Origin of the sequence: Spiribacter roseus (assembly GCF_002813635.1) — a bacterium.
In the GTDB taxonomy this organism is placed as follows: Bacteria; Pseudomonadota; Gammaproteobacteria; order Nitrococcales; family Nitrococcaceae; genus Spiribacter; species Spiribacter roseus.
The window spans coordinates 341,600-368,214 of the sequence record NZ_CP016382.1; the positions used below are offsets into that span (position 1 = coordinate 341,600).

The following is a 26,615-nucleotide window of genomic DNA, read 5'->3' on the forward strand; positions in this document are numbered from 1 at the left end:
CGGCGGAGCGCGGGGCGGCATGATCGACCAGCGGCGCCGGCGGATGCTCGACGAGATGGGCCTGACGGTGTGGCGGTCACGCGACCGGGCGGGTCAACCGGTCAGTGAGACGGCGCCGGCCGAGCCGGGCGGTGACTGGTCCAGCCTGATCGCCTCGATCAAGGGGTGCCAGCGCTGCCCGCTGCATTCCACCCGCCAGCGCGCGGTGCCGGGGGTGGGTGACCCCGCCGCGCGGCTGATGATCATCGGCGAGGCCCCGGGGGCCGAGGAGGACCGCCGTGGCGAGCCGTTCGTCGGCCGTGCCGGTCAGCTGCTCGACGCCATGCTGGCCGCCATGGGTCTCGATCGGCAGCAGGACGTGTTCATCACCAACGTGGTCAAGTCCCGGCCGCCGGAAAACCGCGATCCCACCGCCGACGAAATCGCCGCCTGCCGCCCCTGGCTGGACGCCCAGCTGGCGCTGATCCAGCCCGGGGTGATTCTGGCCGTGGGCAAGATCGCGGCGCAGTCGCTCACCGGTAGTCGGCAGGCCATGGGCCGGCTGCGGGATCAGTGGCACCGGCTTGGTGACACCGGGATTCCGCTGCGGGCGACCTATCATCCGGCCTATCTGCTGCGCCGGCCCGATGCCAAGGCCCGGGCCTGGACCGATCTGGTGGCGGTGCGCCGCGCGCTTCGCGGGGCGTCGGCATGACCGCCGCGCCGGTGGACTTCCTGCCGGTGATCCGGCCCATGCGGCGCCGCGATGTGCCCAGCGTGCACGGCGTCGAGGCCAATGCCTATGGCTTTCCCTGGGCGCAGAACATCTTCCGCGACTGCCTGCGCATGGGCTATGAATGCTGGGTGCAGTTGGCCACCGATCGCATCGTCGGCCATGTGGTGCTGGCGATGGGCCCCGGCGAGGCGCATGTCCTCAACCTGGCGGTGCATCCCGACTGGCACGGGCAGGGGTTTGGTCGGGCACTGCTCGAACAGGCCCTTGAGCGCGCCGAGCAGCTGGGCGCGGAGTCGGTGTTCCTGGAGGTGCGACCGAGCAATGCCCCGGCCGTGCGCCTGTACAAAAGCGCCGGCTTTCGCCGGGTCGGCCGGCGCCCAGGCTACTACCGGACTGACGACGGCCGGGAGGACGCCCTGGTCATGCGCTATGACCTGCGGGAGGTCGCACCGGTCGGGCGGCGATGAAGCCGGGCGGTGAACGCCGCCGGGTGGTGGTGGCCTGGGCGCTTTACGACTGGGCCAATTCGGCCTTCGCAACGGTGGTGATGGCGGGGATCTTCCCCATCTTGTTCCAGGACTACTGGAGTGCCGATGCGAGCCCCGCCCAGGCCAACCTGCGCCTGGGCTGGGCGAATGGCCTGGCGAGCGCGGTGATCGTGCTGATCGCGCCGCTCGCCGGGGCCATGGCCGACCGCGCGGGGCGTCGCAAACAGGCACTGCTGGGGTTCGCCCTGCCCGCCGCGGCACTGACTGCGGCGCTCGCCTGGGTGCCCGCCGGCGCCAGCCTGCCGGCGGCCACGCTGTTCACCCTGGCGGTGATCGGCTTCATGGCGGCCAACCTGTTCTACGATGCATTGCTGGTGGGCATCGCCCCGCCGGCACGCTGGCACGCCATCTCGGGACTCGGGTTCGGTGTCGGCTACCTGGGCGGCGGACTGGTCTATCTGCTGTGCATTGTCGCCATCATGCAGCCCGCCATGCTGGGGTTCGGCTCGGCGACGGACGCCGCGCTGGCGGCATTCATCGTCACCGGCGTCTGGTGGGCGCTGTTCTCGCTGCCACTGGCCTTTCTGGTGCCCGAGCCGGCCCGCGAACGCGCCGGGGCCGCCGGCCTGGCGGGCGGACTGCGTCAGCTGCGCGCCACCTTCGCCCACCTGCGGGCCTATCGCCCGGTGTGGCTGTTCCTGCTGGCCTACTTCCTCTACATCGACGGGGTGGGCACCACCATCCGCATGGCGGTGGCCTATGGCCGCTCGCTCGGCTTTGCCCAGACCGACCTGATGCTGGCGCTGCTCATCACCCAGTTTGTCGGCTTTCCCGCCGCCCTGCTGATGGGTGTCGTGGGGGCGCGACTGGGGCCGCGCCGCGGCATCCTCATGGGCCTCACCCTGTATATCGGGATTGCCCTGTGGGGCGCATTCATCCAGGCGGCGTGGGAGTTCTATGCCATTGCCGCCCTGGTGGGTGTGGCCCAGGGCGGGGTGCAGGCGCTCAGCCGGTCGTTCTATGCCGGGCTGATTCCCACGGCGCGTGCGGGCGAGTTCTTCGGCTTCTATAATGTGCTGGGCAAGTCCGCTGCGCTCATCGGCCCACCGCTTTTTGGTGCGCTGGGCGTATGGCTGGGCGACGCCCGCTACTCGATGCTCGCGCTCATTGCGCTGTTTCTGGCGGGCGCGCTTATACTCACGCGCATCGACCCCAAGGAGGATCCGACCCGATGACCGACCCGCAACCCTCCGGCGACCGGCCCGCCCGCGTCTCGCTGTGGCAGGCCCTTAAGAGCACAGCCGCCGCGGCCTTCGGCGTGCAGACCGAAGCCGCCCGGCAGCGCGACTTCAGCCACGGCAACCCGGCGCATTTCATCATCGCCGGGCTGATCTTTACCGTGGTCTTTGTCGTCGTGCTGCTGGTGATCGTCAACCTGGTGCTGAGTCAGGCCGGTTAGCCCGCCCGCCGCGCAGCGCCAGCGCCGCGACCACCAGGCCCGAGGCGCTCAGGGCGCCCAGGAACGGCCCCAGCGTGGGGATGCTGTCGGGAAAGCTCGCCACCTGCAGTCCGCCCATCAGACTGCCAGTGGCAAGGGCACCGGGCAGCACCGCGCCGACCAGCCCGGCCCCCGCGCCCAGGACCGCGGCACGCGGGGACACCCGGTCCGACAGGCCGCTCAAAAGCGGAATCACGGCGGTGGCGCAGAGCAGATCGGCGATCAGAAACAATCGCAGGACCGAGATCTGCTGCCAGGCGATCAGCACCACCGGGATCATTAAAAGCGCCGACAGCCAGCGGGCGCCGCGCCGCTGCAGCCAACCGGTCTCCGTCACCCCCAGCGACACCAGGGCGTTCTGCAGGGTATCGACGGATGAGGCCACCAGGGTGATGCCCAGCACCAGCGCCGGCAGCGTCAGCCAGGCCGGGGCATCGGTGATGAGCGCGAACAGCGGGATCGGCGGTGTGCCGAGGGGCAGTCCGCGGCTGGCTGCCAGCAGTCCCGCCGCCCCCAGCATGGCCACCACGACAATGGTGGACAGCCCGCCGATCACCGCGCCGCGCCGCAGCGCGTGGTCATCCCGGGCCGCCCACACCCGCTGCCAGTAGCCTTGATGAAAGAGGTTCGCGGCGGTGACCGCCATGATCAGCGTCAGCGCCACCCCCAGCGCATCGCCGAGGGCGGGCGTGGGCAGGCTGCCGCCGGTGCCGGCCGGGCGATCGGGCGCGAGGCCCAGCACCGCCGCCGCCACGATCACGATCAGCGCCGCCAGCAGCCCGGCCTGCCAGCGGTCGGTGACAAGGCTTGCGCGCAGACCACCGGCCGCGGTGTAGATCACCGTCGCGACGGCCACCGCGGTGATCGCATAGCGGCCGTCGGCATTCGAGAGCAGGGCAGTGATGGCGCCCACAGCGGTCAGCTCAGCGGCGAGAAAGCAGAGCATATAAAGCACCGAGAGGATCGCCACCCAGGCGCGGAAGCCGTTGCCGAAACGCCCGGCGCTGAACTCCGTCAGGCTGCGCCCGCTGGGCAGCCGCCGGCGGATGGCCGGGCCGATCACTCCCAGGATGATGAACGGCAGCGCCGAGCCGATGGCATAACCGGCCACCGCCACCGGTCCGACGAACGCGCCGATTTCGGGGGGCGCGAACAGAATCCAGGCCCCCATGCCCGAGGCCAGAAACGACAGCCCCAGGGTCGTGCCGGTCTGGCTGCGTCGGGCGGTGAGGTAATCGTCGAGGTTGCGGCTGTGCCGGGCCCGAAGCCCGAGCAGGACGAATACGATCAGGGCGGCACTGACCGCTGCGAGCGGGATGATGGGCATGTCGCGCTTCCTCCGCCGGTGTGATCCGGTTCAGGTTCCAGGGTCTGCGCGATGGCGCACTCTCAGTCCGGAGACTCCCCTGGCGACGTGGGTTCAGATTGTTGGAAGGCCTGAGTATGCCGACCGGCCGGTGGCCGTGCAAATGCAAATGGGGCAGGCTGAACGACCATCAAGGCAGCAGCGGGATGATCCATGGGCAGGCATTGGCGATGGTGGGTCGGGATACCGGCCGTGGCGCTGGCCGCCGTGATGGCGGGCCTGCCGGTGTTCAATGGCTGGCAGGCCGAGCAGACCTGGCAGCACCGGGTCGAGCAGTGGCAGCGCGCGCTCAGCGAGACGGTCGGTGCCGGTGCGACGGCGCGGGTCGTCGACTACCAGCGCGGTCTCTACCGCGCGTCCGTGCGGACCGAGCTGGTGCTGCCGGCGTCGACGATGCCGCCGGCATGGCGCGCTACCCTTGGACTGAGTGCCCCGCAGCCGGTGCATTGGGTGCTGGAGCAGACCCTGCGGCACGGCTGGCGGGGTGTGGCCTTTGACGGTCATCTGCAGCCCACCGGCGCGCTGGCGCCGGCGTTTGAGCGGCTTGGCGGCGACGCGGAGAGCATTTCGGTACGGGGGCATCTAGGCTTTGATACCCAGTCAATCGCAGTCCGCGTCCAGCAGCTGGCGGGGGCGCCGGAACTGTTCGAACTGGGTGGGCTGCGGGCAAGCACCGATCTGCGCCCGGTGGCGGGTCGGCCCGGGGCGGCGGGCGTCTGGCGTGGTGACGCACGGCTCGTCATCGACGCGCTCGAGCTGCCCGACGTGGCGCCGCTGCAGGGCCGGGCCGTGGTGGAGTTCGAGCGGATCGACGCCGCGGCGCTGCTGACGCTCAGCGCGGATCAGTGGCGGCCGTCCCTGGCCGCACTGGCCAGCGAGTCACCCCGTCTGTCGCTCGCCGCGTTACGGCTCGAGACCCCGCAGGGGCAGGGACTGAGCGGCGAGGCCAGTCTGCGGATCCGCCCGGCGATGGCCGAACGATTGCACGCCGGTGCCAGCGGAATGGTCCTGTGGGAGGCGCTGCGCCTTGACACCGAGCTGGTCATCGACCAGGCGCTGGTCGCCGTGCTGCCCGGCGAGGTCCGGGCGTGGCTGGACCTGGGCCGGGCCTTCGGCTTCCTGCGCCGCCGCGATGGCGACTGGCGCCTGGCACTGGCCGTGGATGAGGGCCGTCTGCGTATCCACGGCCAGACACCGGCCTGGGCCCCGGGTGGCTAGGGCCCTGGCCGTCAGCCCGCCGCCGGCCCGCGGCTAGAGGCGCTCGACGCGACGGATCTGCTCGTCAATGCGGGCCAGTGCCGACTCGGTCTCGGCCTGCTTGTCGCGCTCGCGCTGCACAACCTCGGCCGGTGCCTTTTCCACAAACGCGGCATTGTCGAGCTTGCCGCGGGTGCGGGCCAGATCCTCGGCCAGGCGGGCGCGGGCCTTTTCCAGTCGGGCCCGCTCGGCGTCGCGATCGATCAGACCGGCCATCGGCACGCGGATCTCCAGGTCGTCCACGAGCGCCAGGGCTGATTCCGGGGCCGCTTCATCAGGGCCCAGCCAATCGATCGAGGCCAGCCGACCGAGAAAGTCCAGCGCGGCGCGATGGTGCTCGACGCGTTGGCGATCGGCGTCGCTGCCGTTCTGCAGGATGACTGGCAGGCGCTTGCCTGGAGCGATGTCCATCTCCCCGCGGATGCGCCGTATCCCCAGGATAAAGCGCTGCAGCCAGTCGATTTCGGCCTCGGCGGCGGTGTCGATGCGCTCCGGATCAGCGATCGGGAACGCCTGGGTCATGATGGTCTCGCCGCTCAGGCCCGCCACCGGGGCCACGCGCTGCCAGATCGCCTCGGTGATGAACGGCATGATCGGGTGGAGCAGGCGCAGCAGTCCCTCGAGCACCCGCACCAGGGTGTAGCGCGTGCCGCGGGCCTGTGGCGTGTCGGCATCGCCCTGGAGGGCCGGCTTGCTGAGCTCCAGGTACCAGTCGCAGTACTCGTCCCAGGTGAACTCGTAGATCGCCTGCGCGGCCAGATCCAGCCGATAGCTCTGGATGGCCTCGTTGACGGTCTGCTCGGTGCGCTGCAGGCGGGTGACGATCCAGCGCTCGGCGGTGCCGTAGCTCATCTCGCCCGCATCGATCCCCTCGAGCCGGTCTTCGGTGTTCATCAGCACGTAGCGCGCGGCGTTCCAGAGCTTGTTGCAGAAGTTGCGATAGCCATCCACGCGGCCCATGTCAAAGACCACATCGCGACCGGTGGTGGCAAGGCTCGCGAAGGTGAAGCGCAGCGCATCCGTGCCGTGCTCGGCAATGCCCTCGGGGAAGGCTTCCCGGGTCTGTGCCTCGATGGCCGGCGCGCGCTGAGGCTGCATGAGCCCGGTGGTGCGCTTTTTGACCAGCGACTCCAGGTCGATGCCGTCGATGATGTCGAGGGGGTCGAGCACATTGCCCTTGGACTTGGACATTTTCGCGCCACTGCTGTCGCGCACCAGTCCGTGGATGTAGATCTCGCGGAACGGTACCTCGCCGCGGAACTTGAGGCCCATCATGATCATCCGGGCCACCCAGAAAAAGATGATGTCGAAGCCGGTGACCAGCACGCTGGTGGGGTAGAAGCGATTGAGCTCGACGGTCTCCTCGGGCCAGCCCAGTGTCGAGAAAGGCCACAGCGCCGAGGAAAACCAGGTGTCGAGCACATCCTCGTCCTGGCGCAGCGACACCTCGGAGCCCAAGTCGTGCCGGGCGCGGATTTCCGCCTCGTCGCGGCCGACATAGACCGCGCCCTCGGCGTCGTACCAGGCCGGGATGCGATGGCCCCACCACAGCTGGCGGCTGATGCACCAGTCCTGGATGTCCTCAAGCCAGTTGTAGTAGGTCTTGGTCCAGTTCTCGGGCACGAAGCGGATGTCGCCGTTGCGCACGGCGTCCAGCGCCGGTCGGGTGATCTCGCGCCAGCCGCCCGGCCGCCCGTCCGACTGGGTCTCGCGGGTCAGATCGACAAACCACTGCCGGGTCAGGAATGGCTCGACCACCACGCCGGTGCGATCACAGCGCGGCACCATCAGGCGGTGCGGGTCGATGCCGTCGAGCAGCCCGGCGGCCTCGAAGTCGGCGACGATGCGCTCGCGGGCCGCGTAGCGGTCGAGCCCCTGGTAGGCCGCCGGCGCATTGGCGTTGATGCGGGCATCCTCGGTGAGGATGTTGATCGGCGTGCAGCCATGGCGCAGACCGACCTCGTAGTCGTTGAAGTCGTGCGCGGGGGTGATCTTGAGACAGCCGGTGCCAAACGCCGGGTCGACGTAGTCGTCCCCGACGATGGGGATCTCGCGGTCCACCAGCGGCAGGCGCACCCGGCGCCCGATCAGTGACTGGTAGCGTTCGTCGTCCGGGTTCACCGCGACCGCGGTGTCGCCCAGCATGGTCTCGGGCCGGGTGGTGGCCACCACCAGCCACTCGTCGCTGTCGACGATCGGATAGCGCAGCCGCCAGATCGAGCTCTGCTCCTCGGCCGACTCGACTTCCAGATCGGAGACCGCGGTCTGCAGCACCGGGTCCCAGTTCACGAGCCGCTCGCCGCGATAGATCAGGCCTTCGCGGTAGAGCTGCACGAACACCGCTTCGACCGCCTCGGACAGGCCCTCGTCCATGGTGAAGCGCTCGCGGGACCAGTCCACCGACGCACCCAGGCGCCGCATCTGGTTCTGGATGGTGCCGCCGGACTGCGCCTTCCACTCCCAGATCTTCTCGACGAATGCCGCGCGTCCCAGGGCGTGCCGATCATGGCCCTCGGCATTGAGCTGGCGCTCGACCACCATCTGCGTGGCAATGCCGGCGTGATCGGTGCCGGGCTGCCAGAGTGTGTTGTAGCCCGCCATGCGGTGATAGCGCACCAGCACATCCATCAGCGTGTCCTGGAACGCATGGCCCATGTGCAGCGTTCCGGTGACGTTGGGCGGCGGGATCATGATGCAGTAGGGATCCCCCGACTCGCCGGGCCGGAAATAGCCCGCCTGCTCCCATTGCGCATACCAGTGGGACTCGATGCGGGCGGGGGTGTAGGTCTTTTCCATGGGCGGTGAGCGCTCCTAGTGGTCGATGCGGTGGGTCTGCAGGGCGGCGCCGGCCTGCTGGTAGTCGCGGTATCGTGCGCGGCCGGCCTGGCGGGTCGCCTCGTCAGCGGTGATGATTTCGGCAATGCGGTCGCGCTGCTGCCAGTCGGCGGCCAGCGAGTCGCCCAGGTTGATCAGCAGGGCGCCGGGGCTGTCGGCTTCATTGATCACGATCGGGTTGTCGCCGTCGAGCGCCGTGGTGCCATGGGGGATGAAGCTTGCCTCATCAAAGGTCCACAATGCCGTGTCGAGTCGCTCGGTCATGGCCGCATCGGCGGTGCGGATCCAGACCCGCAGCCCCTCGCGCCAGGCGCGCGCGGCCAGCCGGCAGCAGAAGTGCGTGCGCTGGGCCGGGTCGGCCTGATCCAGGATGTAGAAATCGACGCGCGGCATCATTCGCTCCGGCGCTGTACCATGAGCCGGTCACGGCGATCTGGCATGGATACAACCACATTGCATAAACCGCTACAGATTACCGCAGGCACAGGGTCACTGTCGTGGTCGTGAGGCGCCTGACCCGCTATGTGGGCCGCGAAGTGCTGCTGGCCTGGCTGGGCGTCACCGTGGTGCTGGTGGTGGTGCTGCTGACCAACCGGCTGATCCAGTTCATGGCCGATGCGGCCAGTGGCGACATCCCGCCTGAGGTGATCTTCACCCTGCTGGGGCTCAAGGCCGTCGCCAACCTGGGGGTGGTGCTGCCGGGCAGCTTCTTTCTGGGCTGTGTCATGGCGCTGGGACGGCTCTACCGCGACTCTGAGATGACCGCCATGGCGGGCTGCGGCATTGGTCCCGGCCGGGTCTATACCGGGATTTTCGCTTTTGCGGTACCGCTCGCCGTGCTGGTGGGCGGACTGTCGCTGTCGCTGGGGCCGGCCGCCGAACGTCAGGCCGATCAGGTGCTGGCCAATGCCCAGCAACAGGCCCGCTTTGGCGGGGTCCAGCCGGGGCGGTTTCTGAGCCCCGGCGACAACGTCACGGTCTATGTCGAGCGCATCGATGATGACGGCACCCTGCGCGGCGTGTTCGCCGAGCGCCGGGTCGAGGGTACCCGCCAGATCTGGGTGGCCGAGCGCGGGCAGCGTCAGATCAACGGCGTGGCACCGGGCGAGTTCCTGGTCCTGGAGGATGGCTGGCGTTACGACGGACGGGCCGGTCAGGCCGCCTGGCGGGTCATGGAATACGCCGAGCACGGCGTGCGCATCGCCGAGCCGGAGCCCGTGGCCCCCGGCGTTGGCCGCGATGCCGAGTCCCTCGCCGCGCTCTGGGCAAGCGAGGTGCCGGGCGCGCGGGCCGAACTCCAGCGCCGCCTGTCATTCCCGGTCATGGTGCTGGTGCTGGCGCTGGGCAGTCTGCCCCTGGCGCGCAGCGACCCGCGCAGCGGCCGGTACGGCCGGGTCGTGACCGCCGTGCTGCTGTTCATGATCTATTTCAACTTGCTCTACACCGCCAGCGACTGGCTGGCGAGCGGAGTGATGCCGCGCTGGCTGGGCGTGGCCTGGGTCCATGGCCTGGCGCTGTTGATCGTACTGGCCGCACTGCGGGGGATGCTGGGATGGCAGTGGCGACGGCGGCGGGCGGCATGAACCGGCTCGACCGTTACATCGCCTCAACCGTGCTTGTGGGCGCGTTGATGGGCCTGGTGGTCATCGTCAGTCTGAGCTTTGTGTTCGAGTTCATCGACGAGGCCGATGACATCGGCCGCGGCGACTATGACCTGGCGGGCGCCATGGCGGTGGTGTCCCTCTCGATGGTGCAGCGCGCCTACGAGGCCTTTCCCATGGCCACACTCATTGGTGCGCTGGTCAGCCTGGGGGCGCTGGCCGCCCGCAGCGAACTGATCGTGATGCGGGCGGTGGGCCGCTCCGTGGGCCAGATCGCCCGCGCCGTGGTGGTGGCCGGCATCGGCCTCGCCGTGCTGGCCGGGCTGTTGGGGGAGTTTGTCGCGCCGCCGGCCAATCAGCTGGCCCAGACCATTCGCGCGGAGGCCGCGGGCGGTCGCATAGGCACCGTCGGCGGCGGTCTGTGGGCACGGGATGGCGACTATCGCCTGCGCGCCGACCGTGTGGTGCGCGCCGACCTGCTCGCCGGGGTGCGCGCCTATGAAATCGACGGCAATCAACTCATGCGCATCGTGACGGCGCCGCGGGCGCGGTTCGTCAACGGGCAGTGGCAGCTGCGCGACGCCCGGGTGACCGCGCTGGGCGACTTCCCGATCCGCGTCGAGACCCGCGAGCGCATCACCCTTGGCGGGCAGCTGCGCCCGGCCACCCTCGAGGTGGTGGTGCAGGATGCCCAGGCGCTGCCGGCCCGCGAGCTGTTTCGCTATATCAAGTATCTGCAGGCCAACGAACTGCGCAGTGATCAATATCAGCTCGCCCTGTGGGTCAAGCTTGCGACACCGCTGGCCACGGTGGTGATGCTGCTGCTGGCGGTGCCGCTGGTGTTTGGTTCGCAGCGCAGCACCGGGGTGGGGCAGCAGGTGTTCCTGGGGGTACTGATCGGTCTGGCGTTTTTCCTGCTCAATCGGTTTCTCGGCAACGCCGGGCTGGTCTACGGCCTGCCGCCGGCGGCAAGTGCCCTGGCGCCCACCGGACTGTTCCTGCTGATTGCGCTGGTGTCGCTGCGGCGCGTGCGCTGATCACCGGTCGGGGCGGGTTCAGCGCTTTTTGGGCTCGAGCATCAGATAGGTCTGCGAGAGCCGGTCGTGCCAGGTCAGGCCCTGTCGGTCGATCATCGCCCACAAAAAACCGAGCCCGGCCGGCAGCCACGAGAGCATTGCCGTAAAGAATCGGTGCGTGGCGGCGCGGGTCGTCACCCTCGCGCCGTCGGCATCCACCAGTCGCAGCCGCCAGGCCTTCATCCCCAGCGTGTTGCCGCCCCAGACCCAGAAGCCGATGAAAAACGCGTACGCCACCGCCAACAGGTACACGCGGAACAGCGCGTCGCCGGCGGGTGCCGCTTCACCCCCCTGAAACGCGATCCACAGAGCGCCTGCACCCATCCACAGCGCGATCAGCAGCATACCGTCGTAGAGAACGGCGGCCAGGCGGCGCAGGAGGCTGGGACGGTTTTCCGGGGAGATCATGCTTGAAAGGATACGGGTTTTGCGGGGTGTGGGCGACACTGGTGGGGCTATGAAGGACCGTCGTCATTCCGCCACTTTCAGTCAATTTCCATGCAGCGCGTCCGTAAGCGATAACGCAGCGCCGTTCCCCCCGAAACATGGCGGTAGCGCACCACCGCACCAATGCGAAATTCAGATGCGGCAAGGCCCTGCGGGCTCTTCGTATCCGGTAGCGTCAACGTGATGGTTGCGTGATCGGCGGGAAAACGGGTTTGCCCCTCCCGTGTTCTGATAATGAGCTCAACGAGCCGCAGATAATGCTTATCATGATCGGTCCGGGCGGCCACATCGATGGCGAGCGTCACCCGGCTGCCGGGGACGCCTGCAACACGGACAACCGCTACGCCACTGGGCCCCTGATGCACCAGACCACTCCCGGTTGCCGCAACGCCATTGCGGGGATGCAGCTCCAGGAACCCATGCGCGCCGGGCCGTGTGCGCAGCGTGCCGAGGGATAGGTCGGTTTTCTTTTCTACCTCAACGCCCTCGCATCCCGTCGTGTGCCCGGGCGGGCTTGTGACTGATAGCAAAAGCCCAAGCGCGATGCCCCACAGGAGAGTCCATGGATGAAGACCGCCCCGGATGATCATCCGTCATGACTCCGGCGGCGTGGCTGTCACGGCGACATCAAAGCGTTGTTGCCCCGCGTCAAGCGCCAGATTGACCGGTGGATTCTGCCAGTCGTCAGGAAGTGCGTCCGCACTGATGCGCACCCGCCAGCGCCCCGGACTGAGGACATCAAACGAAAAATAGCCATCCGAGAGCGAGCGGGTCGCGGTCTGGTCCTGCCCGTCGACCCGCTCGGCGATCACCTCGACGCCCTGGATCGCTGAGCCATCGGCACGTCGCGCATAGCCGGTGACGCTGGCCGCATCGGCGAACGGCATGGTGATCTGGTGGGTGTAGCCGCGGCGTGGCACCAGTTCCAGTCGTGGACTGGCCGTGGTGAGGAACGGGTCGACCATCGTGTCGCGATCAAGTGTGATACGCGCCTTGCGATGGGCCGGGAGACCGGTGATGACGGCACGGCCCGTATCGTCCGTGCGCACCGGGTGGGGTCGGCCATTGACGCGAAAGCCGATCCCCTTCATCGGCCGGTCGCCGGCGCGCGCGGATACCGCTACCGCCCCGGTATGGGCCGCTGACGGTGGCATGAGCATCGGCCCCGTCGCCGGCTCCATGCCGAGCCCAATGGTCATACGAAGGCCCACCGACCAGTCACCCGACTGATCGACGCCTCCTGAGGCTGTGAGGCGTGCCGGGCCAGGTTCATGGCTAAAGTTAAGCCCAGCAGAGGCGTCGCGATCGCCGGTGCCGTGGCTGATCTTTGCGGCAAGACGTGGGGCTTCCATGAACGCATAATCCAGCGATCCACTGACGTTGGTATTGGAGAGATCGCCTACCGATCCGCCATTAGCCGTCAATCGGGTTCTCGCCGAGAGCTTGCCGTGCCGATAGGCGGCGAGAAGTCGATAGCGGGTACGACGCCGATCCGATGCCCTTGTTTGTGAGAGTGTATGGGAGAGCCGCAGGGCGGCGATCGAGTGGCGCCAGTCGAGCTCGTACTCTTTCAAATCGCCACCGGAGTCGAATCGGCTGAGGGTGTGTTCAAGGCGCAGCGACCCAAAATCGAGGTCGCCGATCCCAACCAGATTGCCGCCTAGTCGCAGCCGCAGCCGATCATCAATGAGGCGGCTGCGCGACTCACGCCCAGTGGTCAGGAACCCATCGGTGTAGTGACGGTAGCCCGCGGACACGCCAAAGCCGGCTAACAGCGGAAACCTTAAGTCGAGTTGTTGGGCACTGGCACCGTCGCGCTGATGGAGACTCACCAGTTCCGTGCGCACCACTCCGAGGTCAGGTTGCAGGGCAAAACCGCCGGTAGCCCGCTCGACATCGCCGGTTGGTTCACCGTCCAGCGTCACGGGCGCATCGTCGTAGCGTGGGCTGAACCGCGACCGTGGATCCTTGTCGAGGCTCATCAGTGCGCTTGCGGTCAGTCCATTGGTGATACCGAAGTCGCCGCGCAGGCGGACATGATCACCGGTTACACTGTTCCCATCATTAAGGTCGATGGTCGAGCGCCCGGTCTGCGTGACGCTGCCGCGGAAATGACGCTCGCCGGCCCTGAGCTGACTGGCAGGGATCGTGCGCTCAACCTGGCGCTCCTCAACTTCACCGGAGGGTCCGTAGAGCACAACACGTAGACGGTTGGCGCCATACCCGAGCGGCACATCCTCGAATTCATAGCGCCCATCGGCGTCGATTGTCTGGAAGTCGATCAGCGCCGAGCCGCGATAGAGCTCGGCGTCCCAACCCGGCAGGGCATCCCCTTCAATGCGGATGACATCGAACAGTTCAGGCCGTGAGCGCGGTGCCGTACTAAAGCGCAGGCCGCGGCCCTGCGCTCCACCCCCCGCGAGCGGCATTCGCAGGCCACTGACATCGCCAAAGTGCAGACGATAAAGCCCGTGGATGCCGAATGCCCTGCCAGACGGCGATTCACGACCAGCCCGCCAGCGCAGTGTTTGCAGCCCCCCGCGGTCATTACCGCTGTAGAAGATTTGGTTGGAGACGTAGCCTGCCTCGACATTGAATGAACCGCTCGCGCTAAAAGCCAGTCGCGAGGTGGACTCATCAGCGCTTGTGCGCATCTGCAGCGTGCCGCGGGGCGTGCCCCAAGCGCGGTAGGGGGCATCGAGCTGCCTGTAGCGATCCGGTGTTGCCACATCCGGGCGGTCAAAATCACGCCAGCGTTGCTCGCGTAGCACGCGTAGATCCACGGGTAGTGGTCGCTGGCTTCGCAGACGGACGAAAAGGCCGTTTTCGCCCAGACTTGCATCGATGCCAAACCAGCGCTTGAATCGCTGTGACTGAATGTAGAGCCGGCTATCGCGCTCAACGATCACCCCGGCAGGCCAGGGCTTACCGGCGTCCTCAACCCGCAATTGGCGGGTGTTGACATCGATCTCGACCGACGGTCGGTTCGCTCCCAGCGATAATGCATAGCGCCCCGGGCGTGTGGAGCCGACCTGCCCTTCACCGGCTCGGACGATCGGCTCAACCGGCAGCCAAAGCGCCCCGGTGGGCGATTCATAGACATCATGAAAGTCGGGGATCGACCGCCCATTGAGCGTCATTTCGACCAGCAAAGACGTCCGCGGTGGAACCGCTGACTCAGCCTCCTCACTCGCCTTTGCCGCTATGGCGGTCACCACTCCCAGCAATAGCGCTACAGCGGCAGCGCCCCGGCCCATGGCGCGGAGACTCCCGATCTTGAGTCGATGCGATCATAACGGCGCACGCCGGACGAGCCTGCGCTCACTGACACACCGTCTGCTCCGGTTCGCCACGGGCGGGGAATTCGGGCCAGAGCTGCAGACAGACCGCCTCCTCAAGCCGGGCATCATTCTCAAGTCTGGGTACCCGGATACGCTGCTCGTCGACCGTGTTACCCATGCGCAACCGGCCGCTTGTGTAGCGCTCGCCGCTTGATGCGCCCACCAGCGCCACTGTTCCGATGTAACTGATGGCCTCGGGCGGTTTGCTGACGGTGAAATAGCCGTGAGTATCCGCATCATCCGGCGATGGCGCGAATGCGCCGACACTCAACGTGGGCGAATTCACGTTGTGCCGAATGTAGACCGTCACCGGCAACACAGGCTGCAGGGCAACACCCACCGAGAGCCCCTGGTCGCCTTCCTCTGACTCGCCGTCACCGAAATTCGGTTCATAGTCCACCTCACGCGACTGAACGGCAAGCTGGACAATGTATTCCCCGGCCGGCAAATCCGCCGGCGGCCGGAAGACCATCCGCAGCGGCCGGGATCGGTTTGCGGGCACGACGGTGCGCTCGGGTGCCCAGCGCAGGTAGTCCCGGCCGTCATTGACCTCGTCGGAGAGATCATCCGGCACTACCTCGAACTCCACTGGCGAGGGGGTCATGCTGAGCAGCTCAACTTGACCCGACCGAGAGCGTTCATCGAGAACGACGACGCTGTCGGTAATCGACACCGAAATGGCATGCGCCATCATTGGCGCCAAAAGCCCTATGAACGATAGACGCCGAGCTAAAGAGGAAACCCTGGCGGAAATGCTTTTACATTTGGGCTGATAGCTGTCGATATTAATTCGCGCACTCACTATCTCGTCCGGGATATCAAGCACCACTTACTCACTGACGCCGGCCTCTTGTCGAGCTATCGCCGTGGCCCCGACGCTTCGCGTTATTCTTAACCTATACCGTAATACCAATTGGACATGTCATGGATCGTCGTTCACCTCAACTGTCAGGGACGTCTCATAATCTTGGAAGTCGCCGGAACTAAGATCATTAGATATCTCTAGTTCCCCACCAATATGCACAGACCCCTCACCGGAACCATCAAGTTCAAACTTTTCTCCCTCCTTGCTATCCTCTGGTGCAACGGAGAGCGGACTTTCTCCTTCTTTTAACTTGACTTCGTCAGGTAGGGCGATCTTAATCTTTTGTCCGTCGTCACCACCGCTTATTGTGCACTTACCCGATTGCGAATCTCCGGCGAGGGATACATTCTCACTACCATCCACCGTCTCGGCTTTCGCATCCTCGCCAGCCTCAATTTGAACGACATCAACGGACCCACGGTCTCCCACCGGCACAATCAATTCTCCAAAGTTCAGCGCCCTATTGCACTCGATGGTCATTGCAGCCGTGAGCGTCGCTTTCACATCCAAGTCGGCTCTAGGCGTATCCGCCCATGCATTGGATGAAGCCAGTACGAATGCAGCAGCACTCCCTGCGATGATAAGGCGGCGTTGTTTCATTTTGGTCCATTCCATCATGATTTCCTCAAACCTTTGGGCAGGCACTCTTTACCCAGCTATTACGCCATTTCGGTTGCAGGATGCAGGGACAATGCCGCTGAAACCTTACAACCCCTTACGGTCGCAGAGGATGTAGGCTGATATGCCGTGTAAAGAGGGACTGGGCGCCTGCGCGCATGGCCAGGGCGCCAGGAGCGGTGGATAGCGTGAAACGGCATGACAGCCGAAAGCCGAAAAAACGACGTTAGCGCGGGGGTGATCGCGCCATTCCGTCGCCTCAACGGCGTCCTTATCGAGGTCGCGCTGGTGCTCGCGATCATGCTGACGCCGGCGGCGGCGCTCGAGGGTAATCCAGCCATCGAGCAGGCGGAATACCTCATCACCGAAGCGCCCTCGACACCCGGGGAGCAGGCGAGGTGGCGGCCCTACCATATTGGTCAGACACTCGGGTTTGTCGAGGGCTCTGTCTGGATGAAGCTGCGGTTTGCGCCGCCCGAAGCAATGCCGGATAACCCCTGGCTGCTCATCCGGCCGGTTTATCTCGATCACATCGAGGTCTATCGCGGCGGGGCCAGTCCTACGCGGCGCTTCGTAGCCGGTGACCGTCAGCCGACGGCTGGAGGAATCGTGCCAGACACCTACGCGATGGCGCTGGTGCGTGCGGACATCGAGGAAGGCCTGCTGATCCGTTTCGAATCTCGCAATCTCATGCAGCCTTACCTTAAAGTGCGTTCGCAGCAGGCGCTACAAGAGGTAGGAGCGGGGTTTTATTCACTCGTCAGCGTTGCGATCGCTGCCACATTGTTCTATCTCCTCTGGGCTGCTACTTCGATGATCGCCTCGCCTACACCGCTGGTGGCGGCGTTCATTGCACGGCTATCGCTCTATCTGCTGACCCTTTTCATTCATACCGGGCTCACACGGCCCTTGTTTGGCGAAGGGGCAATCCTCACGCAGGACCTCACCCATAACGCCACCGCGCTTGCTTATATCACGGTGGCCCAGATCTTTGATTTCATGCTGCTCCGTGAGATCGGCGGGCGATGGGCGACACGGCTTTTTGCTGGTGTGATCGCAGTGAGTGCGCTCTCGAAACTGCTTGCCTTCGGGCTTGGCGATGTCTCGCTGGCGCTGCAGATCAATAACAGTTCAGCACTGGCGACGTTGCTGCTCGCGCTGGTGCTGATGCCCTTTTGTCGGCCGTCGGGCACAGCGGTCTATGTCATCAACCGCGCCACGTTGTCGCTCTATTTCCTACTCCAGGCACTACCCCTGGGGCTGCTGTTCGCCGGCACGCTCATCGGGAGTGCCTGGTTTGCCCGACTCCTGGAGTTCTCTTTCATTAACTATGCCGTTCTGCCGGGCGCCTACATTGCCTGGATTCTTTTTCGCCGCCAGCAAATGATCATCCGGCAACGAAATACCCTCGCCGAACGCGCCCGGCTACTGCAGGCGCGTTCAAACGAGCAGAGCCTTCGGCGCAAGGAAATGGGGGAGCTCCTCGAGATGCTCTCCCATGAGGTCCGCACTCCCTTGGCAACGCTGCGCTTCGCCCACCACATGGATGCCCTCGATAACGCAACCGTGAGACGCGCCACGCAGGCGATCGATCATGCGCTGCGCCAGGCGGATCGGGTCGAAGAACTCGAGCGGGGGCGGTTGCAGGTGCGCCCGCAACCGCTTGAGCTTGGTACGCTTATTGATGCGCTCGCCGAGGAGCGCGGCGTTGATCTCAAGCACCAAGGTGCGCCCGCCGTCGTTCAGGCCGATCCTGAGCTGCTCCGCGTTGTGCTCTCGAACCTCATAAGCAATGCCGGAAAGTATGGACTGCCGCCGCATCCAGTAGTCGTGTCGATCGAGCAGAGCGCCGAGGTGGTGACCCTGCGCCTCTCCAATCGCGTTGAACCCGGAACGGAACCGGACTCGAGCAGGGTGTTTGAGAAATACTACCGGGCGGAGAATGTAAGCGGGCGATCCGGGACGGGGCTCGGCCTTTATATCGTCCGACAGCTCAGCGAGCGCATGAGTATTGAAGTAGAGCTCATCTCAGGCAACGGATGTGTCACTGTCATCCTGACCTTGCCATCACCGGCAAGCGAGAGAACCGAGGAACCCGAGGCAGGCCATGACCACCATCGCACTGGTTGAAGATAACGCCGAACTTCAGGAAATGACCGTCCGCTTTCTGGGCCACCACGGCTATCAGGTTGCGGGAGTCGCAACCGCCGAGGAACTCGCCGAACTCTCTGAGACCCCGGATTTCTATTTGATCGATTTGAATCTCCCGACCATCAGCGGCTATGAGCTCATTGCGCGGATCCGCCAGACGGCGCCAAACGTAGGGATCATCGTGACCTCGGCGCGCGAGCGCACTGAGGACATCACCCGGGGCTACGAGATCGGCGCAGACGTCTATCTGACCAAACCAATCGACCCCGATCTGCTGCTGGCTGCCGTGAAACGACTCGAAAAACGGACACTGCACTCACCGGAGCGCCCTGATGCCGCCATTGTCTACCTGTCCACGCGAATCCTCATGCGCAACAGTGAGGAGGTCCGGTTGTCCGAAGCCGAATGCCGTCTCCTGTACCAGCTCAGCCTGGCCGGCACCGATGGGCTCGAGCGATGGGAAGTCATGGAACTGCTCGGCATGGACCTGGACCATGATGCCCAGAATACACTTGAGGTCCGCATCACCCGGCTTCGTGGCAAGCTTCGCGCGGTCGGCCTGCGCGGCGAGGCCCTCGGGGCGGTCCGCAGTCACGGGTATCGGTTAACTGCGAATCTTGAGTTTCTGTAGAGAGATTCTGGCGACGGGGCTACGAGCACTTGATTGAGTGGTGCTCCCACGGGGATTTGAACCCCGGTTTCCGCCTTGAGAGGGCGGCGTCCTTACCGCTAGACGATGGGAGCAATGTCGTTTCAAGCCCATGCTGTGGCCGTGATCGGCGTCCTCAGCACAGCCTGTTATTATACGGCCTCGTTGTTCACGCACAAGAGGCTGAGTTCAGACCGTGACCGTCACGCAAGCCCAGGGGGTCGACCCCACCATCATCACCCGCGATCAGCATGTGATCTCGCGGGCACAGATCAGTGACAAGGCGCTGAGCGTGCTCTATCGGCTGAAAAATGCCGGTTATGGCGCCTACCTGGTGGGCGGCGGCGTGCGCGATCTGTCGCTGGGCCGCGAGCCCAAGGACTTTGATGTGGCCACTGACGCCACGCCTGACGAGGTGAAGGCGCTGTTCCGCAACTGCCGACTGATCGGCCGACGGTTTCGTCTGGCCCACGTGCACTGGGGGCCCGAGATCATCGAGGTGGCGACCTTCCGGGCGATGACCCCGGACGCCGACTCGGGGGATAAGGACCATGTGGTCGAAGACGGGCTCGTCCTCCGCGACAACGTCTACGGGACCATTGAGGAGGACGCCCTGAGGCGCGACTTCACCATCAATGCCCTTTACTACAATATCGCTGACTTTTCGGTGGTGGACTACGCCGGCGGTATGGCCGATCTGCAGGCCGGCCGCCTGCGACTGATCGGCGATCCGGCGGTGCGTTATCGCGAAGACCCGGTGCGCATGCTGCGCGCGGTACGGTTCGCCGCCAAGCTGGGCTTTACCATCGATTCGGCCACCGCCGCGCCGATCCCGCGCATGGCCGATCTGCTCGACGACATTCCGCCGGCGCGGCTGTTCGACGAAGTGCTCAAGCTGTTCATGGCCGGCCAGGGGGTGGAAACCTTCGAGGCGCTGCGCCACCACGGCCTGTTCCGGTATCTGTTCCCGGCCAGCGATACCGCCCTGGATGATGATGATCACGGCCAGCTCATCACCTTTGTGGCCCGGGCGCTGGAGAGCACCGACGCGCGCGTCAACAATGATCGCCCGGTGACGCCCGCATTCCTGTTTGCCGCGCTGCTGTGGCCGGCCATCCTCGGGCAGCTGCCGGCCGCTCGGCTTGAGCCGGGCATCGACCCGGAGCTGTTCGAGCAGTCAGTCACCGAGGCGCTGGAGCGACAGCTCCGGCAGGTGGCCATTCCCAAGCGGTTTGCCCTGCCGATGCGCGAAATCTGGGCTCTGCAGCCACGCTTTCACTCGGCATCCGATAAAAAGGCCCGTCGACTGTTCGCGCACCCGCGCTACCGGGCGGCGTACGACTTTCTGCTGCTGCGCCGGGATGCGGGGCTGGTGGACCCGGAGCTGGCGGATGCCTGGCAGCGGTATACCGAAAGCAGCGAAGACGCGCCGCCACCCACACCGGCCCGGCGTCGTCGGCGCGGTGGCCGCCGGCGGGGTCCCGCGCCGGATGCGGGGGACGGATGAGCCGGGCGTTCGTCGGCATCGGCAGCAACCTCGATGGTCCCGGGGCGCAGGTGCGGGCCGCCATTGAGGCCCTCGACGGCATTGCCGGGACGCGCTGTGTGGCGGCGTCACGGCGTCACCGCAATCCCCCCATGGGGCCCGCCGATCAACCCGATTACGTCAATGCGGTGGCAGCGCTGGAGACCGGGCTCGATCCGCAGGCGCTGCTGACCCGGCTGCAGGCGCTGGAGGCGGCCGCCGGGCGGGACCGCTCGGGGCGGCGCTGGGGGCCGCGGCCGCTCGACCTGGATCTGTTGGTCTATGATGACCGCCAGATCAGTGCCCCGGCGCTGACGGTGCCGCACCCGGGGATTGCGCAGCGCGCGTTCGTACTGGTGCCCTGGGCGGAGATCGCGCCGGACTGGCGGATTCCGGGGCTGGGCCGGGTGAGCGAGCTGGCCGCCGCGCTGGATGGCGCCGAACTGACGGTGGAGGAGGACTGACAGCATGAGCCGGACCGTCACGCTTGCAACCCTGCGTCGGATGAAAGCCGAGCAGGCGCCCATCGTCGCCCTCACGGCCTATGACTACAGCTTCGCCCGCCAGGTGGACGCCGCCGGCGTCGATGTGGTGCTGGTGGGCGATTCGCTGGGAATGGTCATGCAGGGCCACGCCAGCACCGTGCCGGTCACCCTGGCCGACATGGTGTATCACACGCGCTGCGTGGCCCGAGGGCTCGAGCGCGCCTATCTGATGGTGGACCTGCCGTTTCTCAGCGACACCGATGACCGCGCCGCCCTCGAAAGCGCCGCCCGGCTGATGAAAGAAGGGGGCGCGGACATGGTCAAGGTCGAGGCGCATGCCGCCCAGGCGCCGGTGGTCGAGGCGCTGTCCCGGGCGGGTGTGCCGGTCTGCGCCCATTTCGGCCTGCGACCGCAGCGGGTCGGTCAGCTCGGGGGTTACCGGGTGCAGGGCCGCGACGAGGCCGGCGCGCAGCAGGTGCTTGACGATGCGCGGGCGCTGGAAGCCGCCGGCGCGGATGTGCTGCTGGTTGAATGCCTGTCGGCAGCGGTCGCCGCCCGGGTGCGTGAGCAGACCCACCGACCGCTGATCGGCATTGGCGCCGGCGCCGATTGCGACGGCCAGATCCTGGTGCTCCAGGACATGCTGGGGATCACCCCCGGGCAGCCGCCGCGCTTCAGTCACGATTTTCTGGCCGATACCGGCCGCATCCAGACGGCGCTCGAGGCCTATGTCGAGGCGGTGCGGACGCGGCAGTTTCCCCAGCTCCAGCACACGTTCGAGTAGCCCATGCAGATCAGTTCCGATGCGGCCGCTTTGCGCGCGCAGGTGGCGGAGTGGCGCCGCAACGCCGAGCGAATCGGTTTTGTGCCCACCATGGGCAATCTCCATGGCGGCCATCTGACCCTGATCGATGAAGCGCGCCGGCGCAGCGATCGGGTGGTGGCGAGCATTTTCGTCAACCCAACGCAGTTCGCGCCCGGTGAGGATTACCAGAGCTATCCGCGGACGTGGACGGCGGACTGTGAGACGCTGCGGGCGCACGAGACCGACTGGCTGTTCGCACCCGACGTCGGGACGATCTACCCGGACGGGCCGGGCCTTCGCACGCGGGTGGAGGTCCCGGAGCTCAACGACATCCTCTGCGGGGCATCGCGGCCGGGGCACTTCACCGGCGTGGCCACGGTGGTGACGAAACTGCTCAACATTGTCCAGCCCGATCTGGCCGTGTTCGGCCTCAAGGATTATCAGCAGTATCGGGTCATCTGCCGCCTGGTGGATGACCTCAGCCTGCCGGTGGAGATCGTCGGCGGTGCGGTGGCGCGTGAGTCGGACGGCCTCGCCATGAGCAGCCGTAATGCCTATCTGCAACCCGCCGAGCGGCAGCGGGCGCCGGTGCTCTACCGCACCCTCTGCGCCCTGGCTGACCGGCTGCAGGCGGGCGAGACCGACTTCGAGCGACTCCTGGCCGAGGGCCGCGCGCGGATTCATGAGGCGGGCCTGACGGTGGATTATCTCGAAATCCGGCGGGCGGAAGACCTGGCGCCGGCCGGGCCGCACGATCGCGAGTGGGTGATTCCGGTGGCGGCTTACCTGGGTCGTGCGCGGTTGATCGACAATGTGCGGGTGACTCGCCCGTCTTCCGGATAAGGGGGCAGAGGATGCAGACATTGGAGGCAATCGATGCCTGGCAGGCCCTGTGGGCGTCGCGCGACCGGCTTGCCGAGCAGTCCATCAATGGCCTTTTTGACGCGGATGCCGGGCGATTCGAGCATTTCTCGCTGACCGCCGCCGGCATCCTGCTTGACTACAGCAAGCAGCCCATCGACCGGCAGACTCGTGAGCGTCTGCTAGAGGTCGCGCGGGCGCGGGATGTGGCCGGTCAGCGTGACGCCATGCTCGCCGGCGAGCCGATCAACGAGAGCGAGGGACGGGCGGTGTTGCATACCGCGCTGCGGGTCCCGGACGGCGGGACTGGCTGGGCGGCGCCGGCGATCGCCCGCGAGGTGGCCAGCACGCGCTCGCGCATGGCCGAACTGGCGGCGGCCATCCGTGACGGCCGCCGGACCGGGGCGACGGGCCAGCCCATCGAGCATGTCATCAATATCGGCATCGGCGGCTCGGATCTGGGGCCGCGGCTGGTGCTGGAGGCGCTGGCGCCGCTGGCGGATGGCCCGACGGTGCATTTCGTCGCCAACGTCGATGGCGTCGAGTGGCAGCAGGCCATGGGCCAGTGTGATCCCGAGCGCACCCTGGTGCTGGTGGTCTCGAAGAGTTTCGGCACCGTCGAGACCATGGCCAACGCCCACGAGGCGATGGCCTGGCTGCGGCGCAGCGTGCCGTCTGAGATCGTCCTTGAGCGCCAGGTCCTGGCGATCACGGCCAACCTGGACCGGGTGCGCGAACTGGGTCTGGATCCCGAGCTGGCGCTGCCCATGTGGGACTGGGTCGGCGGGCGTTACTCGCTGTGGTCGGCGGTGGGCTTTGCGATCATGCTGGGGATTGGTCCGACGGCGTTTGACGAGCTGTTGGCCGGCGCGCATGCCATGGACCGGCATTTCGCTGAAGCGCCGCTTGAGTCGAATATGCCGGTGCTGCTCGGCCTGGTTTCGATATTCAATGGCACGCTGCTGGGTCGGCGTAGCCAGGCGGTGGTGCCCTATACCGAGCGCCTCGGGCGATTGTCCGCCTATCTCCAGCAGCTTGTCATGGAGAGCAATGGCAAGTCGGTGGACCGCGCGGGCCATCCGGTCAGTGTCCCCACGGCGGCGGCCATCTGGGGGCAGACCGGGACCCCGGGGCAGCATGCTTTCTTCCAGGCGCTGCATCAGGGGACCGACGTCGTGCCGGTGGATTTTGTGGGTGTGGCCCGTCCGGTGGCCGGCGAGCGGGGTGATCCCCTTGCCCTCACCGCGAACCTGTTCGCGCAGAGCCAGGCGCTGATGCAGGGCCGCGGCGACGCCGATATGCCCCCGGCGCGGCGGTGCCCCGGCAACCGGCCGAGCAACACCATCCTGCTCAAGGCACTGACGCCGGCCACCCTCGGCGCGCTCATCGCGCTCTATGAGCATCGTACCTTCGTCGAGGCGGCCGTCTGGGGGATCAACGCGTTCGATCAGTTCGGTGTTGAGCTGGGGAAGGTGCTGGCCGACGAGCTCAAGCCCCTGATCGCCGGCGGTCAGGCCGCTGAGGGGGTGGATGGCTCCACCGCGGGGCTCATCGCCCGCTACCGCGACTGGCGGGGTTAGGTTCGGCGCCGGGCCTGGCGCGCCGTCGGCAGGGTCAGGCGTGCACGCAGCCCCGGGTGGGCATTCTCCAGCCTGACACGGCCTCCCGCGCCTTCGACGATCTCGCGGCAGATGGCGAGGCCGAGGCCCGTGTCCCCGCTGCGCTCGTCAAGCCGCGCCCCTCGATCGAGTAGCTCGGCGAGGGCCGACTCGGGCAGGCCGGGACCATCATCCCGCACGCTGACCTCGATCGACCGGGTGTCCCTGATCCGGGTGCGGACCACCACACGTCGGCTCGCATGGCGGGCGGCGTTCTCCAGCAGTGCGCCCAGCGCTTCGGCAAGATCCGCCGGATCCAGTGCCACCGGCATCGACGTGGCGGTCGTCGCCGATGTGTCCCAGTCCAGGCGGGCACCCGCCGGCGTGCGCATAATGACATCGGCTACCGAGGCAATGACCGCGGGGACATCGCTGCTGGCGCGGCCGGCGCGGGCCGCGACCCGGGTGCGGGTGAGCTCGCGATCGACATGCTCATGCATCCGGCCGACGATCTGCTCGATGCTCCCGGCGGTGTGTTCCTGACCTGCCTGGCGTAGCCGCTGGCTTTCTCCGAGCAACGCCTGGAGCGGTGTTTTCAGTCCGTGGGCGAGATCACCGGCCCGCTGCCGGGCGGCCTGCATTTCCGCCTCACGGGCGGCGAGCAATGCGTCAAAATCCGAGGCGAGCGGGCTCACCTCGTTCGGGAGATCCTCGCCCAGGCGCTCGGCATCGCCCGTGCGGATCGCCGAGAGGCGCCGGCCAAGCTCGCCGAGCGGGCGCAGGCCGACGCGAAGCTGCAGCCAGCCGGCGGCGATCAGTGCGAGTGCAAGCAGGCCGAGATAGGGCAGCAGATCCCCGGCAAAGTCGCGGGTCGCCGCGCTCAGCGCCTTCCGGTCCATCGCCAGCAGGAGGGTCACGGTGTCACCACCCAGTGAGGGAGAGAGCACGACGCTGCGCTCCACGCCAAGGAGGCGGCGGCCATCGGGTGCCCGCAGGTCGCGTAACACTGCGAGTCCATCCGTGGGCGAGATGGCGGGGAGTGTGAGCTGCCAGTCCCAGAGTGACCGCGAGCGGAGCGTCCCCTCGGCGGAATCGATCTGCCAGTAAAGCCCGCCATAGGGCTGCCGAAAGCGTGGGTCGGCGGGTTGGCTGCTGAGGGTCAGCGCGCCGTTTGGGGTCTGCTCCAGTGCGCCAAGCACCTGGTTCAGGTGGGTTTCCAGCTCGCCGACAGCGCGCCGCTCGACATGGGCGGCGAACAGCAGGGTCAGACCCCATCCGGCGAGTGCAAGGCTGAGGCAGATGGCAACCGCACCCGCCAGCGCCAGGCGCAGGCGCAGCGAGCCGCGGGTCACCCGGCGCTCCCGCGCAGGTAGTAGCCAAAGCCGCGACGGTTGCCGATGACCCCCGCGCCCATCTTCCGACGGAGGCGGGTGATGACCGCCTCGATGGCATTGACGTCGCGGGATTCATCATCGCCATAGAGATGTTCGAGCAACTCTGTCACAGGGACGGTTCGATTCCGGTGGTGGAAAAGGTAGGCCACCAGCCGGTATTCGAGGGCGGTCAGACTCACTGGCGTGCCCCGTTGTGTGACGCGCATCTGATTGGTGTCGAGGCGCAGGTCGCCGAGCGTCTGGATCGCGCTGCCATGGCCGGCGGCCCGACGCACCAGGGCGCGCGCCCGGGCCACAAGCTCCTCCATGTGGAAGGGTTTGGGCAGATAGTCATCGGCGCCGGCCTCGATACCCGCCACCCGCTCGCTCCAGGTGCCGCGCGCGGTCAGTACGAGCACGGGCATGTCACGGCCGTTGTCGCGCCACTGGCGCAGGATGCTGAGGCCATCCAGTGATGGCAGGCCGAGATCAAGCACGATCAGGTCATAGCCTTCCGTATCGCCGAGGAATAGGGCCTCGTTCCCATCGCCGGAGGATTCGGTGAGAAAGCCAGCGGCGGTCAGGGCGTCGCCGAGATCAGTGCGGATGAGCGGATCGTCTTCGACCACCAGTACGCGCATCAGTCGTCCTCGCGCTCGACTTCGAGGATCTCCCCGGTGGCGGCATCCAGCTCGATCTCCAGCAGATAGCCATCCTCGTCGAGTAGCTCCAGTTCGTAGCGATACCCGTCGTCCTCCATCTCGAACTCTGTCTCGAGGACATTGCCGGGGTACTGCTCGCGGACGCGCGCCAGGATGGCGGTCAACGGCAGCACTTCGCCGCGCTCAAGCGCTTTGCGGGCGCGTGTGTGGTCGTCATCGGCATAGACCGCAGTGGCGGCGAGCAGCGCGACCACGAGCAGGGCCGGTATCGCATTTCTCATGCCGCCAGTGTAGCGCGCCGCCGCCTGACAGATCCCTGACAGCCCCCGTCAGGCTGCGGTCAGTCGCCGGGTGGCAGATTGGGTCCCGCAGCAAGGGGCTGCATTCGCAAAATTCATA

At 66.7% G+C, this 26,615-nt stretch carries 25 protein-coding genes, 1 tRNA gene and 1 riboswitch; of the genes, 14 read left to right on the forward strand and 12 right to left on the reverse strand.

Features of this window, described 5'->3' with window-relative positions:
• Positions 1-19: 19 nt before the first annotated feature.
• Genes BBH56_RS01735 through BBH56_RS01750 form a run of 4 tightly spaced genes read left to right on the forward strand, consistent with a single transcriptional unit; the run spans position 20 to position 2,662 of the window.
• Entirely contained in the window at positions 20-694 is a 675-nt protein-coding gene (locus BBH56_RS01735; protein WP_148121734.1) for a uracil-DNA glycosylase, read from the forward strand.
• On the forward strand, positions 691-1,182 hold the full coding sequence (gene rimI, locus BBH56_RS01740; protein WP_144347776.1) for a ribosomal protein S18-alanine N-acetyltransferase: 492 nt from the start codon (positions 691-693) through the stop codon (positions 1,180-1,182). The genes BBH56_RS01735 and rimI overlap by 4 nt, the downstream gene beginning before the upstream one ends.
• Positions 1,179-2,438, forward strand: coding sequence for an MFS transporter (locus BBH56_RS01745; RefSeq protein WP_148121735.1), 1,260 nt, complete (start codon positions 1,179-1,181; stop codon positions 2,436-2,438). The genes rimI and BBH56_RS01745 overlap by 4 nt, the downstream gene beginning before the upstream one ends.
• Positions 2,435-2,662, forward strand: a complete 228-nt coding sequence (locus tag BBH56_RS01750; protein ID WP_110883188.1) for a DUF2970 domain-containing protein — start codon at positions 2,435-2,437, stop codon at positions 2,660-2,662. The genes BBH56_RS01745 and BBH56_RS01750 overlap by 4 nt, the downstream gene beginning before the upstream one ends.
• Here BBH56_RS01750 and BBH56_RS01755 read toward each other — a convergent pair.
• On the reverse strand, positions 2,634-4,028 hold the full coding sequence (locus tag BBH56_RS01755; RefSeq protein ID WP_148121736.1) for a sodium:solute symporter family transporter: 1,395 nt from the start codon (positions 4,026-4,028) through the stop codon (positions 2,634-2,636). The two genes, BBH56_RS01750 and BBH56_RS01755, sit on opposite strands and share 29 nt — an antisense overlap.
• Positions 4,018-4,119: riboswitch (TPP riboswitch) on the reverse strand. (Overlaps the previous gene by 11 nt.)
• Positions 4,120-4,259: 140 nt before the next feature.
• Here BBH56_RS01755 and BBH56_RS01760 point away from each other — a divergent pair.
• Positions 4,260-5,285, forward strand: coding sequence for a DUF945 family protein (locus BBH56_RS01760; RefSeq protein ID WP_157809048.1), 1,026 nt, complete (start codon positions 4,260-4,262; stop codon positions 5,283-5,285).
• Positions 5,286-5,318: 33 nt separating this feature from the next.
• Here the strand turns inward: BBH56_RS01760 and BBH56_RS01765 are convergent, their stop codons facing one another.
• Positions 5,319-8,120, reverse strand: coding sequence for a valine--tRNA ligase (locus tag BBH56_RS01765; RefSeq protein WP_148121738.1), 2,802 nt, complete (start codon positions 8,118-8,120; stop codon positions 5,319-5,321).
• A 15-nt stretch (positions 8,121-8,135) separates the two neighbouring features.
• Complete coding sequence (locus BBH56_RS01770; protein ID WP_144347771.1) at positions 8,136-8,555, reverse strand: DNA polymerase III subunit chi; 420 nt, start codon at positions 8,553-8,555, stop codon at positions 8,136-8,138.
• Between the two features lie 107 nt (positions 8,556-8,662).
• Here BBH56_RS01770 and lptF point away from each other — a divergent pair, with 107 nt between their 5' ends.
• Entirely contained in the window at positions 8,663-9,742 is a 1,080-nt protein-coding gene (lptF, locus tag BBH56_RS01775) for an LPS export ABC transporter permease LptF (RefSeq protein WP_157809049.1), read from the forward strand.
• Positions 9,712-10,797, forward strand: coding sequence for an LPS export ABC transporter permease LptG (lptG, locus tag BBH56_RS01780; protein ID WP_318262572.1), 1,086 nt, complete (start codon positions 9,712-9,714; stop codon positions 10,795-10,797). Before lptF ends, lptG begins: the two co-directional genes overlap by 31 nt.
• Positions 10,798-10,815: 18 nt before the next feature.
• Here the strand turns inward: lptG and BBH56_RS01785 are convergent, their stop codons facing one another.
• From BBH56_RS01785 to BBH56_RS01805, 5 genes are all read right to left on the reverse strand, one after another.
• On the reverse strand, positions 10,816-11,244 hold the full coding sequence (locus BBH56_RS01785; RefSeq protein ID WP_144347769.1) for an RDD family protein: 429 nt from the start codon (positions 11,242-11,244) through the stop codon (positions 10,816-10,818).
• Between the two features lie 77 nt (positions 11,245-11,321).
• Positions 11,322-11,873: a hypothetical protein gene (locus BBH56_RS09545; RefSeq protein WP_157809050.1), complete on the reverse strand. Its 552-nt coding sequence runs from the start codon at positions 11,871-11,873 to the stop codon at positions 11,322-11,324.
• 3 nt (positions 11,874-11,876) lie between these two features.
• Positions 11,877-14,423, reverse strand: coding sequence for a carboxypeptidase regulatory-like domain-containing protein (locus BBH56_RS01795; RefSeq protein ID WP_157809051.1), 2,547 nt, complete (start codon positions 14,421-14,423; stop codon positions 11,877-11,879).
• Positions 14,424-14,604: 181 nt separating this feature from the next.
• On the reverse strand, positions 14,605-15,228 hold the full coding sequence (locus BBH56_RS01800; RefSeq protein WP_157809052.1) for a hypothetical protein: 624 nt from the start codon (positions 15,226-15,228) through the stop codon (positions 14,605-14,607).
• 318 nt (positions 15,229-15,546) lie between these two features.
• Positions 15,547-16,107 carry a DUF4402 domain-containing protein gene (locus BBH56_RS01805; RefSeq protein WP_148121743.1) on the reverse strand — a complete coding sequence of 187 codons (561 nt, stop codon included), beginning with the start codon at positions 16,105-16,107 and terminating at the stop codon, positions 15,547-15,549.
• A gap of 198 nt (positions 16,108-16,305) precedes the next feature.
• Between BBH56_RS01805 and BBH56_RS01810 the strand changes: the two genes are divergently transcribed.
• Both BBH56_RS01810 and BBH56_RS01815 read left to right on the forward strand, forming a co-directional pair.
• Positions 16,306-18,237 (forward strand): sensor histidine kinase, encoded by a 1,932-nt coding sequence (locus BBH56_RS01810; protein ID WP_148121744.1) that lies wholly within the window; start codon positions 16,306-16,308, stop codon positions 18,235-18,237.
• On the forward strand, positions 18,215-18,889 hold the full coding sequence (locus tag BBH56_RS01815) for a response regulator transcription factor (RefSeq protein WP_148121745.1): 675 nt from the start codon (positions 18,215-18,217) through the stop codon (positions 18,887-18,889). The genes BBH56_RS01810 and BBH56_RS01815 overlap by 23 nt, the downstream gene beginning before the upstream one ends.
• Before the next feature lie 38 nt (positions 18,890-18,927).
• Here the strand turns inward: BBH56_RS01815 and BBH56_RS01820 are convergent.
• Positions 18,928-19,002: transfer RNA gene (locus tag BBH56_RS01820), tRNA-Glu, on the reverse strand.
• 101 nt (positions 19,003-19,103) lie between these two features.
• On the opposite strand from BBH56_RS01820, the gene pcnB reads away from it, so the two are divergent.
• From pcnB to pgi, 5 genes are read left to right on the forward strand one after another with little or no spacing between them, the layout of a single operon-like run.
• Complete coding sequence (gene pcnB / locus BBH56_RS01825; protein ID WP_148121746.1) at positions 19,104-20,414, forward strand: polynucleotide adenylyltransferase PcnB; 1,311 nt, start codon at positions 19,104-19,106, stop codon at positions 20,412-20,414.
• Positions 20,411-20,896: a 2-amino-4-hydroxy-6-hydroxymethyldihydropteridine diphosphokinase gene (gene folK / locus BBH56_RS01830; RefSeq protein ID WP_110883178.1), complete on the forward strand. Its 486-nt coding sequence runs from the start codon at positions 20,411-20,413 to the stop codon at positions 20,894-20,896. Before pcnB ends, folK begins: the two co-directional genes overlap by 4 nt.
• Before the next feature lie 4 nt (positions 20,897-20,900).
• Positions 20,901-21,701, forward strand: a complete 801-nt coding sequence (panB, locus tag BBH56_RS01835) for a 3-methyl-2-oxobutanoate hydroxymethyltransferase (RefSeq protein ID WP_148121747.1) — start codon at positions 20,901-20,903, stop codon at positions 21,699-21,701.
• A gap of 3 nt (positions 21,702-21,704) precedes the next feature.
• Positions 21,705-22,565, forward strand: coding sequence for a pantoate--beta-alanine ligase (gene panC, locus BBH56_RS01840; RefSeq protein ID WP_148121748.1), 861 nt, complete (start codon positions 21,705-21,707; stop codon positions 22,563-22,565).
• Between the two features lie 11 nt (positions 22,566-22,576).
• Positions 22,577-24,163, forward strand: a complete 1,587-nt coding sequence (pgi, locus tag BBH56_RS01845) for a glucose-6-phosphate isomerase (protein ID WP_148121749.1) — start codon at positions 22,577-22,579, stop codon at positions 24,161-24,163.
• Here pgi and BBH56_RS01850 read toward each other — a convergent pair.
• Genes BBH56_RS01850 through BBH56_RS01860 form a run of 3 tightly spaced genes read right to left on the reverse strand, consistent with a single transcriptional unit; the run spans position 24,160 to position 26,497 of the window.
• A complete protein-coding gene (locus BBH56_RS01850; RefSeq protein WP_148121750.1) occupies positions 24,160-25,533 on the reverse strand; it encodes a sensor histidine kinase in 1,374 nt (457 codons plus the stop codon). The two genes, pgi and BBH56_RS01850, sit on opposite strands and share 4 nt — an antisense overlap.
• Positions 25,530-26,195 (reverse strand): response regulator transcription factor, encoded by a 666-nt coding sequence (locus tag BBH56_RS01855; RefSeq protein WP_148121751.1) that lies wholly within the window; start codon positions 26,193-26,195, stop codon positions 25,530-25,532. Before BBH56_RS01855 ends, BBH56_RS01850 begins: the two co-directional genes overlap by 4 nt.
• The gene (locus BBH56_RS01860; protein WP_144347746.1) at positions 26,195-26,497 is read right to left on the reverse strand and encodes a PepSY domain-containing protein; all 303 of its coding nucleotides are present in this window, start codon (positions 26,495-26,497) and stop codon (positions 26,195-26,197) included. Before BBH56_RS01860 ends, BBH56_RS01855 begins: the two co-directional genes overlap by 1 nt.
• Positions 26,498-26,615 lie beyond the last annotated feature (118 nt).

What these genes read in the sequence shown, in the direction of transcription:
- BBH56_RS01800 (WP_157809052.1), bottom strand. Translation starts at nt 15,228, where the DNA reads ATGACCCCCTCGCCAGTGGAGTTCGAGGTAGTGCCGGATGATCTCTCC.
- BBH56_RS01765 (WP_148121738.1), bottom strand. Translation starts at nt 8,120, where the DNA reads ATGGAAAAGACCTACACCCCCGCCCGCATCGAGTCCCACTGGTATGCG.
- rimI (WP_144347776.1), top strand. Translation starts at nt 691, where the DNA reads ATGACCGCCGCGCCGGTGGACTTCCTGCCGGTGATCCGGCCCATGCGG.
- BBH56_RS01815 (WP_148121745.1), top strand. Translation starts at nt 18,215, where the DNA reads ATGACCACCATCGCACTGGTTGAAGATAACGCCGAACTTCAGGAAATG.
- BBH56_RS01805 (WP_148121743.1), bottom strand. Translation starts at nt 16,107, where the DNA reads ATGATGGAATGGACCAAAATGAAACAACGCCGCCTTATCATCGCAGGG.
- panC (WP_148121748.1), top strand. Translation starts at nt 21,705, where the DNA reads ATGCAGATCAGTTCCGATGCGGCCGCTTTGCGCGCGCAGGTGGCGGAG.
- BBH56_RS01855 (WP_148121751.1), bottom strand. Translation starts at nt 26,195, where the DNA reads ATGCGCGTACTGGTGGTCGAAGACGATCCGCTCATCCGCACTGATCTC.
- BBH56_RS01795 (WP_157809051.1), bottom strand. Translation starts at nt 14,423, where the DNA reads ATGACGCTCAATGGGCGGTCGATCCCCGACTTTCATGATGTCTATGAA.
- BBH56_RS09545 (WP_157809050.1), bottom strand. Translation starts at nt 11,873, where the DNA reads ATGATCATCCGGGGCGGTCTTCATCCATGGACTCTCCTGTGGGGCATC.
- BBH56_RS01785 (WP_144347769.1), bottom strand. Translation starts at nt 11,244, where the DNA reads ATGATCTCCCCGGAAAACCGTCCCAGCCTCCTGCGCCGCCTGGCCGCC.
- BBH56_RS01750 (WP_110883188.1), top strand. Translation starts at nt 2,435, where the DNA reads ATGACCGACCCGCAACCCTCCGGCGACCGGCCCGCCCGCGTCTCGCTG.
- panB (WP_148121747.1), top strand. Translation starts at nt 20,901, where the DNA reads ATGAGCCGGACCGTCACGCTTGCAACCCTGCGTCGGATGAAAGCCGAG.
- BBH56_RS01770 (WP_144347771.1), bottom strand. Translation starts at nt 8,555, where the DNA reads ATGATGCCGCGCGTCGATTTCTACATCCTGGATCAGGCCGACCCGGCC.
- BBH56_RS01735 (WP_148121734.1), top strand. Translation starts at nt 20, where the DNA reads ATGATCGACCAGCGGCGCCGGCGGATGCTCGACGAGATGGGCCTGACG.
- lptG (WP_318262572.1), top strand. Translation starts at nt 9,712, where the DNA reads ATGGCAGTGGCGACGGCGGCGGGCGGCATGAACCGGCTCGACCGTTAC.
- pgi (WP_148121749.1), top strand. Translation starts at nt 22,577, where the DNA reads ATGCAGACATTGGAGGCAATCGATGCCTGGCAGGCCCTGTGGGCGTCG.
- BBH56_RS01745 (WP_148121735.1), top strand. Translation starts at nt 1,179, where the DNA reads ATGAAGCCGGGCGGTGAACGCCGCCGGGTGGTGGTGGCCTGGGCGCTT.
- BBH56_RS01860 (WP_144347746.1), bottom strand. Translation starts at nt 26,497, where the DNA reads ATGAGAAATGCGATACCGGCCCTGCTCGTGGTCGCGCTGCTCGCCGCC.
- BBH56_RS01810 (WP_148121744.1), top strand. Translation starts at nt 16,306, where the DNA reads ATGACAGCCGAAAGCCGAAAAAACGACGTTAGCGCGGGGGTGATCGCG.
- BBH56_RS01755 (WP_148121736.1), bottom strand. Translation starts at nt 4,028, where the DNA reads ATGCCCATCATCCCGCTCGCAGCGGTCAGTGCCGCCCTGATCGTATTC.
- folK (WP_110883178.1), top strand. Translation starts at nt 20,411, where the DNA reads ATGAGCCGGGCGTTCGTCGGCATCGGCAGCAACCTCGATGGTCCCGGG.